The sequence below is a fragment of the Enterovibrio baiacu genome (genome assembly GCF_004120195.1).
In the GTDB taxonomy this organism is placed as follows: domain Bacteria; phylum Pseudomonadota; class Gammaproteobacteria; order Enterobacterales; family Vibrionaceae; genus Enterovibrio; species Enterovibrio baiacui.
This window is the reverse complement of record NZ_SCHN01000008.1, coordinates 94,311-109,841: the sequence shown is the minus strand read 5'-3', so window position 1 is coordinate 109,841 and position 15,531 is coordinate 94,311. Positions and strand designations below refer to the sequence as shown.

The 15,531-nt window shown below is 49.2% G+C and carries 13 protein-coding genes; 1 reads left to right on the top strand and 12 read right to left on the bottom strand.

Annotated elements, in window-relative coordinates; all coding sequences use genetic code 11:
* Window positions 1–6: 6 nt before the first annotated feature.
* The 12 genes from fliG to EQP46_RS07330 all read right to left on the bottom strand — a co-directional run bounded on the left by fliG (window position 7) and on the right by EQP46_RS07330 (window position 12,913).
* Window positions 7–1,056: a flagellar motor switch protein FliG gene (gene fliG, locus EQP46_RS07385; RefSeq protein ID WP_017009364.1), complete on the bottom strand. Its 1,050-nt coding sequence runs from the start codon at window positions 1,054–1,056 to the stop codon at window positions 7–9.
* A complete protein-coding gene (gene fliF, locus EQP46_RS07380; RefSeq protein WP_129493038.1) occupies window positions 1,040–2,803 on the bottom strand; it encodes a flagellar basal-body MS-ring/collar protein FliF in 1,764 nt (587 codons plus the stop codon). The genes fliG and fliF overlap by 17 nt, the downstream gene beginning before the upstream one ends.
* A gap of 15 nt (window positions 2,804–2,818) precedes the next feature.
* Window positions 2,819–3,130, bottom strand: a complete 312-nt coding sequence (gene fliE, locus EQP46_RS07375) for a flagellar hook-basal body complex protein FliE (protein ID WP_129493037.1) — start codon at window positions 3,128–3,130, stop codon at window positions 2,819–2,821.
* 126 nt (window positions 3,131–3,256) lie between these two features.
* Window positions 3,257–4,738, bottom strand: a complete 1,482-nt coding sequence (locus tag EQP46_RS07370; RefSeq protein WP_129493036.1) for a sigma-54-dependent transcriptional regulator — start codon at window positions 4,736–4,738, stop codon at window positions 3,257–3,259.
* Window positions 4,735–5,784, bottom strand: coding sequence for a sensor histidine kinase (locus tag EQP46_RS07365; protein ID WP_129493035.1), 1,050 nt, complete (start codon window positions 5,782–5,784; stop codon window positions 4,735–4,737). Before EQP46_RS07365 ends, EQP46_RS07370 begins: the two co-directional genes overlap by 4 nt.
* Window positions 5,785–5,946: 162 nt before the next feature.
* On the bottom strand, window positions 5,947–7,422 hold the full coding sequence (locus tag EQP46_RS07360) for a sigma-54 dependent transcriptional regulator (protein ID WP_129493034.1): 1,476 nt from the start codon (window positions 7,420–7,422) through the stop codon (window positions 5,947–5,949).
* Window positions 7,423–7,596: 174 nt separating this feature from the next.
* Window positions 7,597–8,001 carry a flagellar export chaperone FliS gene (gene fliS, locus EQP46_RS07355; RefSeq protein ID WP_129493033.1) on the bottom strand — a complete coding sequence of 135 codons (405 nt, stop codon included), beginning with the start codon at window positions 7,999–8,001 and terminating at the stop codon, window positions 7,597–7,599.
* Between the two features lie 12 nt (window positions 8,002–8,013).
* Entirely contained in the window at window positions 8,014–8,307 is a 294-nt protein-coding gene (locus EQP46_RS07350) for a hypothetical protein (RefSeq protein WP_129493032.1), read from the bottom strand.
* Between the two features lie 11 nt (window positions 8,308–8,318).
* Complete coding sequence (gene fliD / locus EQP46_RS07345) at window positions 8,319–9,686, bottom strand: flagellar filament capping protein FliD (RefSeq protein WP_129493031.1); 1,368 nt, start codon at window positions 9,684–9,686, stop codon at window positions 8,319–8,321.
* A 16-nt stretch (window positions 9,687–9,702) separates the two neighbouring features.
* Complete coding sequence (locus tag EQP46_RS07340) at window positions 9,703–10,125, bottom strand: flagellar protein FlaG (RefSeq protein WP_129493030.1); 423 nt, start codon at window positions 10,123–10,125, stop codon at window positions 9,703–9,705.
* A gap of 68 nt (window positions 10,126–10,193) precedes the next feature.
* The gene (locus EQP46_RS07335) at window positions 10,194–11,327 is read right to left on the bottom strand and encodes a flagellin (RefSeq protein WP_129493029.1); all 1,134 of its coding nucleotides are present in this window, start codon (window positions 11,325–11,327) and stop codon (window positions 10,194–10,196) included.
* 443 nt (window positions 11,328–11,770) lie between these two features.
* Complete coding sequence (locus EQP46_RS07330; RefSeq protein WP_129493028.1) at window positions 11,771–12,913, bottom strand: flagellin; 1,143 nt, start codon at window positions 12,911–12,913, stop codon at window positions 11,771–11,773.
* Window positions 12,914–13,376: 463 nt separating this feature from the next.
* On the opposite strand from EQP46_RS07330, the gene EQP46_RS07325 reads away from it, so the two are divergent.
* Window positions 13,377–15,479 carry a tetratricopeptide repeat protein gene (locus EQP46_RS07325; protein WP_129493027.1) on the top strand — a complete coding sequence of 701 codons (2,103 nt, stop codon included), beginning with the start codon at window positions 13,377–13,379 and terminating at the stop codon, window positions 15,477–15,479.
* Window positions 15,480–15,531 lie beyond the last annotated feature (52 nt).

Genomic DNA, 15,531 nt, shown 5'->3' with positions numbered 1-15,531 from the left:
TCATGATTATAAGAACTCGTCCGCGCCACCGCTGCTGAGCATGATTTCGCCAGCATCGGACAAACGTCGCGCAACAGACAGGATTTCTTTCTGTGCCGCTTCCACATCGGCAACGCGAATGGGGCCCATGGCTTCCAAGTCGTCTTGCAGCATTTCGGCCGCACGCTTCGACATGTTGCGGAAAATCTTCTCGCGAAGGCCTTCTTCTGCACCTTTGAGGGCTTTTTGAAGCGCTTCTTGAGGAACGTCTTTGAGGATGGCCTGAATACCACGATCGTCCACTTCGGCAAGGTTGTCGAAGACGAACATAAGATCCTGAATTTGCGATGCCATTTCTTCGTCGTTCTGCTCGATTTGTTCCATCAATGCAGACTCGAGCGCGTTGTCCATGTAGTTCATGATATCGGCAGCGGCTTTCAGGCCACCAATCTTCGCGGCTTGTGCACCGGCTTGACCCGCGAACTGTTTCTCCATGATCTCATTAAGCTCATGAAGTGCCGCTGGTTGAACTTCTTCAAGGTTGGCAATACGCATGACCAAGTCGAGCGCATCACGCTCAGCAAACTGGGTCAAAATCTCTGCAGATTGCTCTGGTTCTAAGTAAGACAGAACAATGGTTTGGATCTGCGGGTGCTCGTTGATGATGATTGACGCCACCTGGCGTGGGTCCATCCATTTGAGGGAATCGAGGCCTTTTGAGCCACTGCCCAGCAAGATTTGGTCAACCAAGTTCGTTGCTTTGTCTTCACCCAGTGCTGCCACAAGCGCATTCCGGACGAAGTCTTCACTGCCCATACCAATGGCCGTGAACTGTTGAATTTCTTCTAAGAACGTACGATGAACAGCATTCACCTTATCTTGGTTCAAGTCAGTCATCATGGTCATTGCACCACCGACTTTTTGAACCTGCTTAGGCTCAAGGTGGCGGATGATCGCCGCCGCATCTTGCTCGGTCAAACTCAGCAGCAAAATGGCTGCTTTATCAAAACCCGACAGGGTTGATACATCAAAGTCGGACTTGCCGTCTTCTCTATCTTCTTTAGCCATCGCCGTCATTCACCCAACTTTTCACGACTTGTGCTGCAAGGTCTGGTTCATTTGCAACCAAGGCGCGGACTGCTTTCAGCAAGTCTTCATCTTTATGTAAGTCTGGCAGGTTGAGGTTCGAAGACCCCATCGAGAAGTTGCCAGAACCATCCAAATCGGAGCCAATCAAGCCGATGTCATCATCAGGGCTGAGCGGCAATCCATCAGGGCCAAGCATTTCGCCATTCGGGCCCAACATGCTGTCTTCGTCTTTGTGAGGATTGAGCAGTTTCGACAATGCTGGACGAATCAGTGCAAAAATCACCACGATGAACACAAGCGACGCCGCCAGCCAACGTACCCAGTCATTAAAGTTAGGATGCTCGTAAATAGGCACGTCACCGAGCACTTCAACTTCTGGCACAACAAACGGCACAGAAATCACTTCCAGCACATCACCACGCAACTCAGAATAGCCAACGCCACCAATCAAGAGGCGACGAATTTTCTCAAGCTCCGCGTCACCCACGGGTACACGCACTGTTTCGCCGGATTCGACATTGATATTTTCGAGGTAATCGACCGCAACTGACACTGTTTGACGTGAGACGACACCTGTTTGCGCACGACGGTGGCTGATGGTGGTATCCAATTCGTAGTTACGCGTTGCTTCACGGTTAAGCGTGCCCTTGTCGCCCACGCCACCGTTTTTCAAATCTTGCACATCTTCAGGGATTGCGGCGTTTGCAGGCGGTTGGTTACTGAGCGCGCCAGGGATGCCCGCAACAAGATCGCTGTTGTTGTAGTTTTCACGCGTGTATTCACTGCGCGTTGATGGGGTTGAAGGATCGAAACGTTTACGCGTTTCCTCCACCGCACTGAAATCCATGGTCACATCGACTTGTGAGGTGAAGTTACCCAACCCAAGAACAGGGATAAGAATGGAATTAATCTTATCTTGTAGCGCAGCTTCTTGTTTACGTTCTAGCTCGTATTCTTTGCGGCGCTGAGATGCCATTGCATCTTCGCTACCAGAGCTGAGCAAACGGCCATGTTGATCGGTCACGGTGACACGTGACGGTTTCAAGCTCGGCACTGCAGACGCCACCATATCAACAATGGAATCCACTTCTTCTTGGCCTAGCATGGTCGTGCCGCGCACGGTAAGGAAAACAGTGGCTGTGGCTTCTTGATTGTGGCGAACAAACACGCTTTGTTTTGGCATGGCCAACAACACGCGCGCTTTGCTTACACTGCGGATTTTTTCGATAGCGGCAGCAAGCTGACGTTCACGGCTCAACTTCAAGCGTTCACGCTCTAATTGCTGCGACACACCAAAGCCCATGTCATTCAGCAGAATGTCATCACCCGCTTCTCGCGGTGCATTCAAGCCGGCACGGCTAAGGTTCAGTTTGATCGTCGAATATTCTTTAACAGGCACACGGATGGTGTTGCCTTCAAGTTGGTACTCGGTTTTTTGCGCATCAAGGTGGTCGAGGACAGGGATTAGCTCTTCGGTTTCATACGTACCGAGTGGACGCATTTCTGGCTCTTGAACCCACACAAACAGCAATGCGATCAACGCAACACAGATAGCGACAGCAGCGACAAGAATAAGTTGGCGGGCAACATCGACCCCGCCGAGCACACCTGATGATGGCGTGACATCACGCTCCATCATGTCAGGGTCATGCAACGAACTCGAATCCCCAGCAACAGGCAGTGCTCCCGCACCGTCTGATACTGCAATTTGAGTGTTGTTGTTATCTTCCGCCACAGTTCATTTCCTACATTAAACAGGCATGTTCATCAGTTCTTTATACGCTTCAACTAGCTTGTTGCGCGTCTGTACCGTCGCTTCGAACGCGACGCTAGATTTGTTTCTTGCAATCATGACGTCTGACAAGCTGACACTGCGGTCGCCTTGGTCGAAACGGGTTGCAAGTTCACCTGATGTTTTTTGAATTCCATTTACCGTCTGAATTGCGGATGACAGTAGTTCACCAAAATCTTGGCCGACCTGTTGACCCGTCGCGTTACGACCCACATTTTGTGCTTCTAATGCCATGGTCTGCATTTCATGCTGCATTGGGGTAATTTTCATTGGTCATCCTCACTGTCAAAACTTTGGCAAATCATGCCTTATAAGGCTTTCAAGACGCTATGGTTAACAAATATGCAATTATCAAGCCAGTAATTATATCGCAGACAATCGCCAAAAATCATCGATTTACTGGGGAATATCGATGCCTGCATCGCGCATCTTGGCCAATTTGTATCTCAAGGTTCGAGGACTGATGCCTAAACGCTCAGCCACTTCTTTTCGACGCCCTTCGCAAGCGCGAATGGTTTCAAGAATAATGGCGAATTCTTGTTCACGGAGCTCCCCACCTAGGCTTTCCGGCATCGCATTCGGTGCACTGCTGATACCCTGTTCTGCATCGCTGATAGGCGCAGACGGCGAAGCCTCAGACAGGGAAGAATATTGCGGTGACGTTGGCGTTTGATGCTTGGCATCGGTAGTTAGCGACGGCGTCGCCACAGCAGATGCCGATACCAGATTTTGTAGGCTGCCCGCGTCTTGCCAATCAATGCCTTCCAGCAAGATGTCTGATGCTTGGATCTGGCCTTGTTCACACAAGATCAGCGCGCGCTGCATGACGTTGTCTAACTCACGAACATTGCCCGGCCAGCGGTAAGTAAGCAGCTTCTTTGCAGCTTGCGGTTGTAGGTGAGGTACAGCTTCACCCATTTTGCAGCAATGACGCTGTAGCAAATGTTCCGCCAATGGAATGATGTCGCCTTGGCGCTCACACAGCGGCAACCAAGAGATTGGAAACACATTGAGGCGATAATATAAATCTTCGCGGAAGCAGCCTTCTTCAACGTATTTACGCAGGTCACGGTTACTGGTGGCCAAGACGCGCACATCCAGTTTTATGCTTTTACGACTGCCTAAACGCTCGACTTCGCGCTCTTGAAGAACACGCAGCAACTTGGCTTGAAGGGATAAGTCCATCTCGCTGATTTCATCCAGCAATATGGTTCCGCCCTGCGCCTGTTCAAATTTCCCCGGACATGCTTGAACAGCACCGGTAAACGCGCCTTTCTCGTAACCAAACAAGGTGGCTTCCAGCATGTTTTCCGGAATGGCCGCACAGTTGATCGCCACAAATGGACCGTCAGCACGTTGGGATTGGCGATGAATGTGACGAGACATGACTTCTTTACCTGAACCACTCGGGCCAAGGATCATCACGTTCGCATCGGTTTTGGCAACTTTGTCCGCCAACGCAAGCAGCGCCAAACTTTTTGGGTCAGCAACCACAGCGTCGCTGGTGTCAGCTTTCACTGGCGCATAACGGCTGATCATGTTGAGTAAGACTTCTGGTGCGAAGGGCTTTGCCATGTAATCAATCGCGCCTTCTTTCATCGCTGAAACCGCATCTTGAATGTTGGCGTAAGCCGTCATCAACAATACAGGCAGTTTGGGGTAGTTCACTTTCAAGCTGCGTAACAACCCAAGCCCATCCATACCTGCCATTTGTACGTCAGACACAACAATATCAACCTGCTCGTTTTTCAGCAGTAACAAGGCTTGCTCGGCACTTTCTGCCTCTAGCCACTGATAACCCGCTAACGCAAGGGTATCAACGAGGGCTTCACGCAAGCCCGCATCATCTTCAACAATCAGTACTTTGCTCTGGTTCATTGTGTTTCTCCTGATGCCGCGTGCTCCTCAGCATCGCTGTTTTCTGCCAATGGAAGGCTGAGCGTAAAGCAGGTGCCTTGGCCTGGTTGTGATTGCAGTGTCAGCCTTCCCTTGTGGGCATGACAGACCATCTGTACAACGGCTAGGCCAAGACCTGTGCCTTGTTGACGCGTGGTGAAAAACGGTTCGAGTATTTTGCTTTGAAGTTCTTCAGGAATACCGGGGCCGTTATCGGCCACGGATAAAAACAGTTGCTCGTTCATTGCACGCGCATCGACAACCACTTTGCTGCCTTTACCCGCCACTTGAATCGCATTCACGACCAAATTAGAAAGCGCACTTGCTAGCGCATTAACGTTCCCTAGCAGCGCTAAAGATTCGTCGTCACAGTTGATTTCAAAATCGATATCTTGGCTGCTGACAAGGGCTTCAACCATGGGCTCGAATTCGTTCAGCAAGCTCTCAATCGTGAACAAGTTCACCACTTTGTTGTCCCCACCTTTGGCGAACAGCAGCATGTCATTCACCTGCTTTTCAAGGTCATGCAGTCTGTCGACCAATTTGGTTTGGAAGCGCTTACGGGTAGGCTCATTGATGTTGGGGGCGGCAAGGTTTGCAGCGTAAAGCAATGCACTCGAGAGCGGCGTTCGCACCTGATGCGCGAGTGATGCCACCATTTTACCGAGTGATGATAAACGTTGAAGATCGCTGAATCGCGACTGCAACAAACGTGTTTCAGTCATGTCAGTAATCAGAATAAGTTGGCCAGAATCGGACGCGGAAATTGCCAATTTAACGCGACGACCATCGCGCAATGACACTTCGTGACCGTCATCTTCGCGTGGCGAAAAAGCACGGTTAATCACATCCACCCAACGCACTTGGTCGAGCGGTTCGCCCAACAGGCGACGCGCTTCTGGGTTCGCTTCGGCGACACGGCCATAGGGATCGAGCAAGATAACGCCAGCAGGCATTACATCGAGGACTTGTTTGTAACGGAGAACCTGTTGATCCACGGTTCCGAGTGGCGAGTCTTTGGCTACCATAATCCTATACATTCAGCTCGTTTTTCTGACGCTGAGTGTCACTAAGCAGAATATGTGCCAATTATTAATTAATATATTTCAAGGTGTTATGCGTTTGGCCATAAAAAAACGAAGTCAAAAAAATGACTTCGTTTCTTTTATCGCCAACAGACTGATTAATGCTTAGACAATGCCTTCTTTATTCAGTCCATATTTACGCATTTTCTCGACCAAGGTGGTACGACGCATGCCGAGCATGTCGGCAGCACGCGCGACGATGCCCATCTGCGCTTCTAAGGCTTGTCGAATCATGTCGACTTCCAAATCGGCCAACATGGCTTTCAGATCAACCCCTTCAGGCGGAAGCCCCGAAGGTTGCGGGCCAAAACCAGGTTGCTCTTCATCATCAAGGTCGTCCATCGCGAATACCGCGCTTAACGCATCACGCTCGAGTTCTTCATTGTCTTCAAATGCACCATGCATTTCAGGCTGGAACTCAGGGATGTCGCTGTAACGGTATTTCTTAGGAAGACGGTTCACGTCGACCATTTGCGAAGGATAAAGAATGACCAATCGCTCAATCAAATTCGCCAATTCACGGACATTACCTGGCCACTCGTGCTCCATGAGCGAGGTGATCGCACGTGGTGTCAAGTGAACCATGTTTCCACCTTCTGCTTCCAAACGCGCCATAAGCTCTTGGATAAGAAGTGGAATGTCTTCAATGCGCTCACGAAGCGCTGGCATTTCAATTGGGAATACATTTAAGCGATAGAACAGATCTTCGCGGAACGAACCTTCTTGGATCATGGTATCGAGGTTGCGGTGTGTCGCTGCAACCACGCGTACATTTGCCTGAATGGTCTTATTGCCACCCACACGTTCGAAGTTTCGTTCTTGCAGCACACGCAACAGTTTGACCTGCATAGGCTGCGGCATGTCTCCGATTTCATCGAGGAACAGCGTGCCACCTTCTGCGAGTTCAAAACGCCCTTTTCTTGCCGAGATCGCGCCTGTAAATGCCCCTTTCTCATGACCGAATAGCTCACTTTCAAGCAACTCAGGAGGGATAGCACCACAGTTAACTGGCACAAAAGGCCCTTTACCACGGTTTGAGTGGTAATGGATGTTACGTGCAACGACTTCTTTACCCGTGCCTGATTCGCCAAGAATCAACACACTGGCTTCTGTACCTGCAACTTGCTCAATCAAATGACGCACATCACTGATGGTGTCACTGCGCCCGACCATGCTGCGGAACAAGGTGTTCTTGCGGCTCAGCTGCGGGATGTTGATTGAGTTCTTGCCCAAAAACTCTTGGCAATGACGCAATGCATCCGCCAATTGTGGATAGTTTAACGGCAATTCTAGCTCGCCAACAAAGTTAGCCAGCCCTGATAATTCAGTCTTATGTTTTGAAAGCGCAATAACCGGAATGTGGTTATTGATAGCCAGGTTTTCTAGAACCTGTGATAAACGTTGGGGAGAGTGAATATTACCAAGAAAACAAGCTCCCTCAGCTTGCTTCCAATGCATCTCGTTGAGCTCAGTGGTTGAACATAGCAGGTATTGCTCACCAATAAACTCCAAGATAACGCCTAAATCGTGACGAAATTTTTCATCATCCTCGATAACAAGTATCTTCGCTAAACCTTGCATGTGTGAGATATATCTGCCCCAAAACCATCTTTATTGTCAGCGCGCATATAGTAGCGGCAACAACAGAATAATCCAGCTATTGTAATTGTTGCTTGATATAAGGCAACTGGAGACACAGTAAAGCTGTGACTCCAGTGCCAAGACAATTAAGATTGTAGTGAAAGTAGACGCGTTTTATGCGCCTGCTTGAGTGATATTGTGATATTCGGCGGGTATTTGATCCCAAGCTGATTTAATTTCGCGCAAAATATCGATGACATCATCAATAGGTGCGTCCAAATTATCGCGGTTTGCTTCGGAAATTTGACGGATCATAAAGTCGTACAGTGCATCTAAGTTGGATGCAATTTCGCCACCCTCGTCCATCGACAAGCATGTTCTAAGACTAATAATGATATCCAAGGCTTTGCCTAGACGTTCGCCCTTCATAGCAATGTCACCTTGCAGCATGGCTGCTTTGCCCTGAATCAAACGTTCAATTGCCCCCGCCATCAACATCTGGATCACCTTGTGTGGTGATGCCGCGCTTAGCTGGCTGTCTACGGAGACTTTTTTGTAGGCCTGAAGTGACCCTCTCATAACATTCCTCACCTACTCGAATTTTTTGTAAAGTTGCACTGACTTACGCCCTTTGATAAATCGACTTGCTTGGGCGGCAGCACTATCACGATGTTCTTTTATCAATGTCATTATTTGCTGGGTTCTGCTAACAGCAGTTGACCAAGCCTCTTTTTCCGGCGGTTCCGGCAACATCGTAATGTCGGTTAAACAGTGTTTTCTTTCATTCAATAACTGTGCCATTTCACCATCGTCAACCACATCTGCTGTTAGCACAGCCAGCAAATGTTTATCGATACGTTCTAGCTTCACCAAGAGAGGAGACATGCATGCATCCCTTATGAAGGCATAATATTCATCATAGCGGACAGTTGAGATTGCATCTCCGCCATGGCGTTATCCATTGTAGAGAACTGCTTCAACGTCCGGTCTTGAAGATCAGTCATACGACGATCGAGCGTTTGTTGTTCGTCGCGTAAACGTGTTTTTTGATCGCTCAGGCTGTTTTCACGGTTGCGAATCGTACCGGTGATACCCGTAAAAGAATGGATCGTATCTTCCACTTTTTTGGCAAAACCGTCATTGCCACCAAAGAACCCTTCTAACGCCGAGAAATTCTGCGACAGCTGTTTGTCCAGCATACGGCTATTGATTTCTAAGCGGCCATCCATGGTGGTCGAGATACCTAGTTCACTGAGTGTGCGAATGGAGTCTGGTGCGCCTTCAACGGGTGTTGAAAAGAGACTGCGCATTTGACTGGTGGCAGAGCGAATCACGCTATCACCCACCAGTGGTCCACCTTGCTGTGTTTCAGGATCGTACTTAGAGAGTGCTTTGGTAACTTGATAAAATGCGTTGTAGGCATCGACAAATTTTTCTAGCGAGGCTTTCACCGCATCACGGTCTTCATCAACATTGACCGTTACTGGCCCCTCTTCGGGCGTGGTAACTTGGGAAACATCGAGGCTTACGCCACGAATCGCGTCGGTGAAGGAATTGGTGGCGCTAGAAACAGATGCCAGACCATCAATCAAAATGCGCGCATCTTTCGCTGCTTGCATTTCGTTCATGGCATTGAAGTCACTGGTTGGGTTGTACGCCAAGCCCTGTAGTGGGCTTGTGAGTGGCGCATTTACCGTCACAGCGATTTGGTTGTCAGCCCCCGTTTTGTCTCCCCCTAGAATCAAACGCGCACCACTGTCATCGTTAATCACCGAGGCTTTTACACCAGGGTTAGAAGGATGGCTGTTGATGGTACGAACGATATCCAGCAACTCACTGCTGTTTTGGGCGATATCTATGGTGGTTGAACGTCCACCGAGGCTGATGACCAATTGTCCGGCGCCGAAGTCGCTATCTGCGTCTAAGCCGCCTGACACCAATTTGTGGGATTGAGCAAGCTGTTGTACATCGATGGAATACACACCGGTAACAGCCAGGTGGTCTGCAGACGCAGAGACGGCTTCCGGATTATCGGAAGCCGTGCTCCTTGCTGCAAAGGTATTATTACGGCGAAAGTCATACATCAAGCCTTTCATCGTATCGAGAGAGTCTTTGAGTCTACCGTAAGCGCTGATGTTAGTTTCAACATCATTCATGCGCTTAACGATGCGCTCCTGCTTGGGCGCACGCTCAGCATCAACAATTTTGCTGACCATGGAATTGATGTCCATTCCACTGCCGAGACCGGCTGCGCTCAAACCCATATTTTACTCACCTCAGTTATACCTTTTCTGCTACTAGCCCCCTCGCATGAAGAGACAGTTGCTGTGCCAGCTCTAACATTTCTTTCTCAGGAATCTGTCTAATAATATCGCCGCTACTCATTTCATAAACAGTTACGATACTTTTTCCAGAGTCCTCATCGAGTCGAAATGACAAGCCTTTATTAAAGGTAGACACAAACTCATCCAGTCGGTCGACCAACATTTCAAGCTGTTCCTGCTGAAGTTTACGAGTGTCTGCGAGTTGGTTAACTTGCTCTACTCGGCGCTTTTGAAGCTTTTCAGCGTTCTCTGCCATCTGTTGTTGGTGTGTGATTTCGGGTTGAGTCCCCCCCACAGATTGATTACTGCTAGCAACTTTCGTGCCTGACTGTGGAGTCACATGAGACAGGGATGACGTGGAAACGGATGATATGTCCATTGCTGTTCACCTCCTGTTAGCTTATGACGGCGAGTGGCAATCTCACCGTCATTCTGGCTACATCTCTATTATCCTAACAGGCTCAGTGCTGCTGACGGTGCTTGCTTCGCTTGCGCAAGTATAGACGTACCAGACTGCTGCAGGATTTGAGATTTCGTAAACTGCGTAGTCTCTTTCGCGAAGTCAACGTCACGGATACGGCTGTTAGATGCACTAACGTTCTCGTTAACGTTGTCCAAGTTAGCAATGGTGTGGCTCAAGCGGTTTTGCTTCGCACCCAACTCAGCACGGTGTGAGTCGATGTACTGCATCGCGTTATCCACAAGACCAACGGCTTTCTGTGCGCCACCAACGGAGCTCACGTCAACATCTTTAACCGTTTCAGCAACTTTGGTTGCACCCGCCATGCCTAGAGACGTTGCTAGTGCACCAGCAAACGTCACATCAGAACCTGAAGCAGCAACGATTTGTAGTTCGCCGTTTTCAGTCACAGATGCACTGACTTTGCTGTCAGCTTGACCGTTGATGTAAGTCGCGACTTCTTCAACGTCATCGCCAGCTTTTGCTGAAACATTGATTGTTGAAGATACGCCATCTGCATCGACGATGGTCATGTTCAGAGAAGCGCCGCCCGTTGCGGTCCAATCTGCCATTGATACGCCAGCCGTAGAGGTAAAGGTGCTACCACCCATCATAGCTTCATCAGCACGGATGTTTTTGAACTCCATCATTACGGCTTCACCCGCATCAGCACCTACTTGGAAAGACTTGGTTCCGTAAGTACCGTTCAGTAGTTTCGCACCACCGAATGATGTTGTTTCTGCAATACGGTTAAGTTCGTCTTGCAGTGCAACAACTTCTTCTTGAATCGCTTTACGCTCTTCAGTGCCGTTTGCACCGTTAGCTGATTGTAGCGATAGGTCACGCATACGCTGCAGGATGTTGGTGGATTCTTCCATCGCACCTTCAGCGGTTTGTGCCATTGAGATACCGTCGTTGGCGTTACGTACTGCAACGTCAAGACCACGGCTCTGTGAAATCAAACGGTTAGAGATTTGCAGACCTGCTGCGTCATCTTTTGCACTGTTAATGCGGTAACCTGAAGACAAACGCTCCATTGATGCGTTCAGCGAGTCTGTTGAACTGTTCAAGTAACGCTGAGCGGTCATTGCAGGCACGTTAGTGTTTACTGTAATAGCCATAACTATTCTCCTTTAGTACTAAGTCCGGCTTCCGCCCAGCTATCTAGGGAAAACCAGTTCTAAATCTCTTACAAACCATGTAACGGCACCGTTGGAAAAACCTTTACACTTTTTTTTCCGTTTTTTTTACACCCAAGTAATGCTGGTGAATGGCCGTAAAATCATGGTGCTAACAAGGTTTTCGCCCTCGACAGAAAAAACTTTAGTGATGAATTTGTTTTTCTCGCCAAAACAACACGATAAGTGCGTAAAACAAGGGCTGTAGCGGTGGTAACACAGGAGAGGAACGCGCATTTAAAGGCACAAAAAAGGTGAGGTTCGAGGAGAAATCAATCAGAAAATAAGAAGGGAGAGCCGGAAAGAAAAGCCGTCACGGCGTCGTTTCAACAGGCATAAAAAAAGCGGCAAGTGATTGCCGCTTTTTATAAACGTAGTGAATGCCGTTATTGAAGCAGGTTGAGGGCTGCTTGTGGCATCTGCTTGGCCTGCGCCAGGATCGAGGTACTTGCTTGCTGTAGGATCTGACCTTTCGTAAGTTCGGTCGTCTCTTTCGCAAAATCTGTATCGCGAATACGGCTGTTAGACGTAGCCACATTCTCTTGAATGTTCGACAGGTTACTGATGGTGTGGCTCAAGCGGTTTTGCTTCGCACCCAAGTCAGCACGCTGGCTGTCAATGTACTGCATCGCTGAGTCAATGATACCCACGCCCATCTGTGCGCCACCCACGGTGCTCACGTCGATGTCTTTCGAGGTCACTGCCGAGCCTGCGCCCGTGGTCATGCCAAGTGATGCGGCCAATGTGCCACCGAAAGTGACATTGCCTGCCAGCTTCTCTTCTGCGACGAAGATTTGCAGTTGGCCATTCTCATCAACGGATGCTGTCACCATCTCATCAGATTGACCATTGATGTAGGTTGCAACCTCTTCGATGTCATCGCCTGCTTTTGTGGCGATATCAATGCTGACTGTTTTTCCGTCTTTGGTGACGAAGTCCATCGTCAATGACGCTGCACTCCCTGACACTTCCCAGCCTGCAGATTTTGCATTGGCGGCAACAAACTCGGTTCCCCCCATGCGGTAATCATCAGCACGAATACTGGTTAATCCCATGATGATCGCTTCACCGGAATCCGCACCAATTTGGAAGGATGCTTCGCCGAACGAGCCGTTCAACAGGCGACGTCCACCAAAAGCCGTAGTCTCTGCAATACGGTTTAATTCATCTTGCAGGGCTGCCACTTCTTCCTGAATCGCGATACGTTCAGAACTGCCGTTCGCGCCGTTCGCTGATTGCAGAGAAAGATCACGCATACGTTGCAGTATGTTGGTGGATTCTTGCATTGCACCTTCAGCAGTTTGCGCGATAGAGATACCATCGTTCGCATTACGCATAGCGACATCTAAGCCACGGGTTTGGGCAATGAGTCGGTTCGAGATCTGCAGACCCGCAGCGTCATCTTTTGCGCTGTTGATTCGACTACCAGACGACAAGCGTTCCATCGACGTATTAAGATCATTGGTCGATTTGTTCAGGTAACGCTGCGCAGTCATCGCAGACACGTTGGTGTTAACTGTTACACCCATTTTGCTCTCCTTTGACTTTCGCGTATTCTTGCGAAACAGCCTACCCGCGACAAGATTAGTCCGATTGCTTAGCGGGGCCAGCTTCAGTTCGTTATTGGGGACGGTACCAAACAGTATTGATACCTACATGCCCAAACCTATTCAAGTTGTGTGCCAACTTTAGGAAAGTCTTACTTTATAAAGGCTTACAAATTTAAACGCGGAGATATCGGCCGAAAGCGGCAAAGATTTAACCACTTTTTCAAATAAGAACGGCAATTCATATCCCCTGCGTGCCCCCACTTCTTTAACCTGCTTTACTGATCAAAAAAGCGATACCATTAATGAGCGCAATGTCTCTTTATCTAAAAACAAATCACTCAATAGCGACACATTATTATTAGTTATAGGCAATAGGCACGGTATTTGCTGCATTTTCTTTAATGCTGCCGCTTGCTGCAGATACAAAATAGATGGATCAGATATGACCGATACCTCACAAACCAACGACGGCACCATGTCGATAGAACAAGCCTTCGAACATGGCGTTTTCCTGTATCAACACGAAAAGAAAATAGAAGCACGACAAGTCTTTGAGCAGATCCTAGTTGTTGCGCCTGACAGCGTCCCTGTGCTGCAAGTCTTATCCGTGCTCGATGTGGAGGACGGTTTGTGGCAAGAGGCCATCAAAAAACTCGATCGCGCACTGCTCGTGGAGCCGGGAAACGCGTCACTCTTGTTTGATAAAGCCAATATTCTGGCGCAGCAAGGCATGAACAAAGATGCGCTAGAGATCGTTGATAGCTTGCTGGGCGTGTTGCCAGACCATGAAGAGTTGCTTGCCATGCGGCAACAACTGACCGCGACAATCGGTCAACGCGGCGAAAGCCGTCGTACAGCAAAAGAAATGGCATCGTTGCAACAGCAAAAATCGTCAGCCATGAACGATGAAGTCACGCAAACCCTCGAACTCGCTGAACAAATGATGGCATCGGGCAACACAGAACAAGCCAAACAACTTTACCAAGCGCTGATCAGTGTGGCGGGAAATGTCATCCCAGCCTTGGTTGGGCTGGCAAGGTTGGAGCTTGCAGCAGACAACGTGGGTTTGGCGCGTCAATTTTTGATGCGCGCCTACGTTGAACACGCGCCAGAAAAAGACGTGGTTGTTCTCCTTAGCCACTGCGACATCAAGCTTGAGCAATTCGCCTCTGCCCGCAAGTTATGCCTTGCAGGCATGAAGCACTGGCCGGAAGATTCCATCCTTTGCCGCCTGCTTGTTCAAAGCTACGAGAAAGAACAAAACTGGCTTGAAGCCTATCGCGCGGCAACGGAAAGCATCAAACAACATGGCAAAGACGCGGATTTACGTTATCGCCTTGCCACCGCGAGTTTTAACTTGCTCAGAACCCGACACAATTTCACACCGTCAGCCATTATCGAGTGCCAAAAGCACATCGAACGCGCAGCGGAAATGGCGAATGAAGAAAACAAAGAGCGCCTGTCTACCTACCTCGCCGAAGTGCTTTGGTACAAAGGTGACGCAGAAAAATCCAAGCACTTGCTCGAAGAGTATTTAACGCGCTTCCCGAATGACATTGATGCGGGCTTTAACGTCAGTTTCGTGTACCGCACCCTCGAAGAGTGGGACAAGTATTACAAGGCCAATGAGCTCGGTATTACCTGTGGTCGACGTCTGCGTTACAAGGGCGAATTGCCACAATGGAATTTGAACCGTCCTAAAGACGACATCGTGTTGGTGATGCCGGAGCAAGGTGTAGGGGATGAAATTCTCTACTTCCACAACCTGCAATTGGTATTGGACAACTGTCAGAAAGCGTACGTGGCCTGCGACCCTCGCCTTGAGAGCGTGCTCAGTAACGCCTTCCCAGACGCCATCATGGTGCCCGTGAAGCGCACAGACAACACAGACATCACATTGCCACAGGAGGTCCTGGCTGACATCACCAGTTGGATTCCCGGGGGAAGTTTGGCGGCATTGTGTTTTGAGCAGTACGGCAGACATGTTTTTCAATCTGGCTATGTCAAAACGCCAGATGCATTGAAGCAACAATGGCAATCGCGTTTAGATGACATCCGTACGAACAACCCAGGCGCACCGCTGATTGGATTGTGTTGGCGAAGTGGTTTGGCAGCGGCAACGCGTAACATGCATTACTTGGTCGCCGAAGAAGTGGCGTATTTGTTGAAGCAATTCCCCAATGCCGTCTTCATCAACCTTCAATACGGCGAGTGCAGTAAAGAGTTGAAGAAGATTCACAAGCTTTCAGGTGTTCACGTTGTGCAGCTTGAAGGGCTAGATTTACGTGACGATTTCGATGGAACCGCGGCCGTCATCGCGGGTTTAGATGCTGTGGTCACCGCAGGTACCGCCGTTCACCGTTTAACAACCGCCGTCGGCACGCCTTGTCATGTCTTCTTTGCAGGTACGACAGAATCTCGCTTTGATCAGCCCGCAGACATTTATTGCGAAAACGAGTACGGCTATTTCTATCCGCCAATGCTTGAAGACAAGTACCCGCTGTTAACATCCATGGCGAAACACGTGCAAGCACGCTTGAAATAATTCACACGACGTTACCCGCGACAAAAACAAAAAAAGGTCAGCATCCGCTGAC

What these genes read in the sequence shown, in the direction of transcription:
- fliG (WP_017009364.1), bottom strand. Translation starts at nt 1,056, where the DNA reads ATGACGGCGATGGCTAAAGAAGATAGAGAAGACGGCAAGTCCGACTTT.
- fliE (WP_129493037.1), bottom strand. Translation starts at nt 3,130, where the DNA reads ATGAAAATTACCCCAATGCAGCATGAAATGCAGACCATGGCATTAGAA.
- EQP46_RS07370 (WP_129493036.1), bottom strand. Translation starts at nt 4,738, where the DNA reads ATGAACCAGAGCAAAGTACTGATTGTTGAAGATGATGCGGGCTTGCGT.
- EQP46_RS07365 (WP_129493035.1), bottom strand. Translation starts at nt 5,784, where the DNA reads ATGGTAGCCAAAGACTCGCCACTCGGAACCGTGGATCAACAGGTTCTC.
- EQP46_RS07360 (WP_129493034.1), bottom strand. Translation starts at nt 7,422, where the DNA reads ATGCAAGGTTTAGCGAAGATACTTGTTATCGAGGATGATGAAAAATTT.
- fliS (WP_129493033.1), bottom strand. Translation starts at nt 8,001, where the DNA reads ATGAGAGGGTCACTTCAGGCCTACAAAAAAGTCTCCGTAGACAGCCAG.
- EQP46_RS07350 (WP_129493032.1), bottom strand. Translation starts at nt 8,307, where the DNA reads ATGTCTCCTCTCTTGGTGAAGCTAGAACGTATCGATAAACATTTGCTG.
- fliD (WP_129493031.1), bottom strand. Translation starts at nt 9,686, where the DNA reads ATGGGTTTGAGCGCAGCCGGTCTCGGCAGTGGAATGGACATCAATTCC.
- EQP46_RS07340 (WP_129493030.1), bottom strand. Translation starts at nt 10,125, where the DNA reads ATGGACATATCATCCGTTTCCACGTCATCCCTGTCTCATGTGACTCCA.
- EQP46_RS07335 (WP_129493029.1), bottom strand. Translation starts at nt 11,327, where the DNA reads ATGGCTATTACAGTAAACACTAACGTGCCTGCAATGACCGCTCAGCGT.
- EQP46_RS07330 (WP_129493028.1), bottom strand. Translation starts at nt 12,913, where the DNA reads ATGGGTGTAACAGTTAACACCAACGTGTCTGCGATGACTGCGCAGCGT.
- EQP46_RS07325 (WP_129493027.1), top strand. Translation starts at nt 13,377, where the DNA reads ATGACCGATACCTCACAAACCAACGACGGCACCATGTCGATAGAACAA.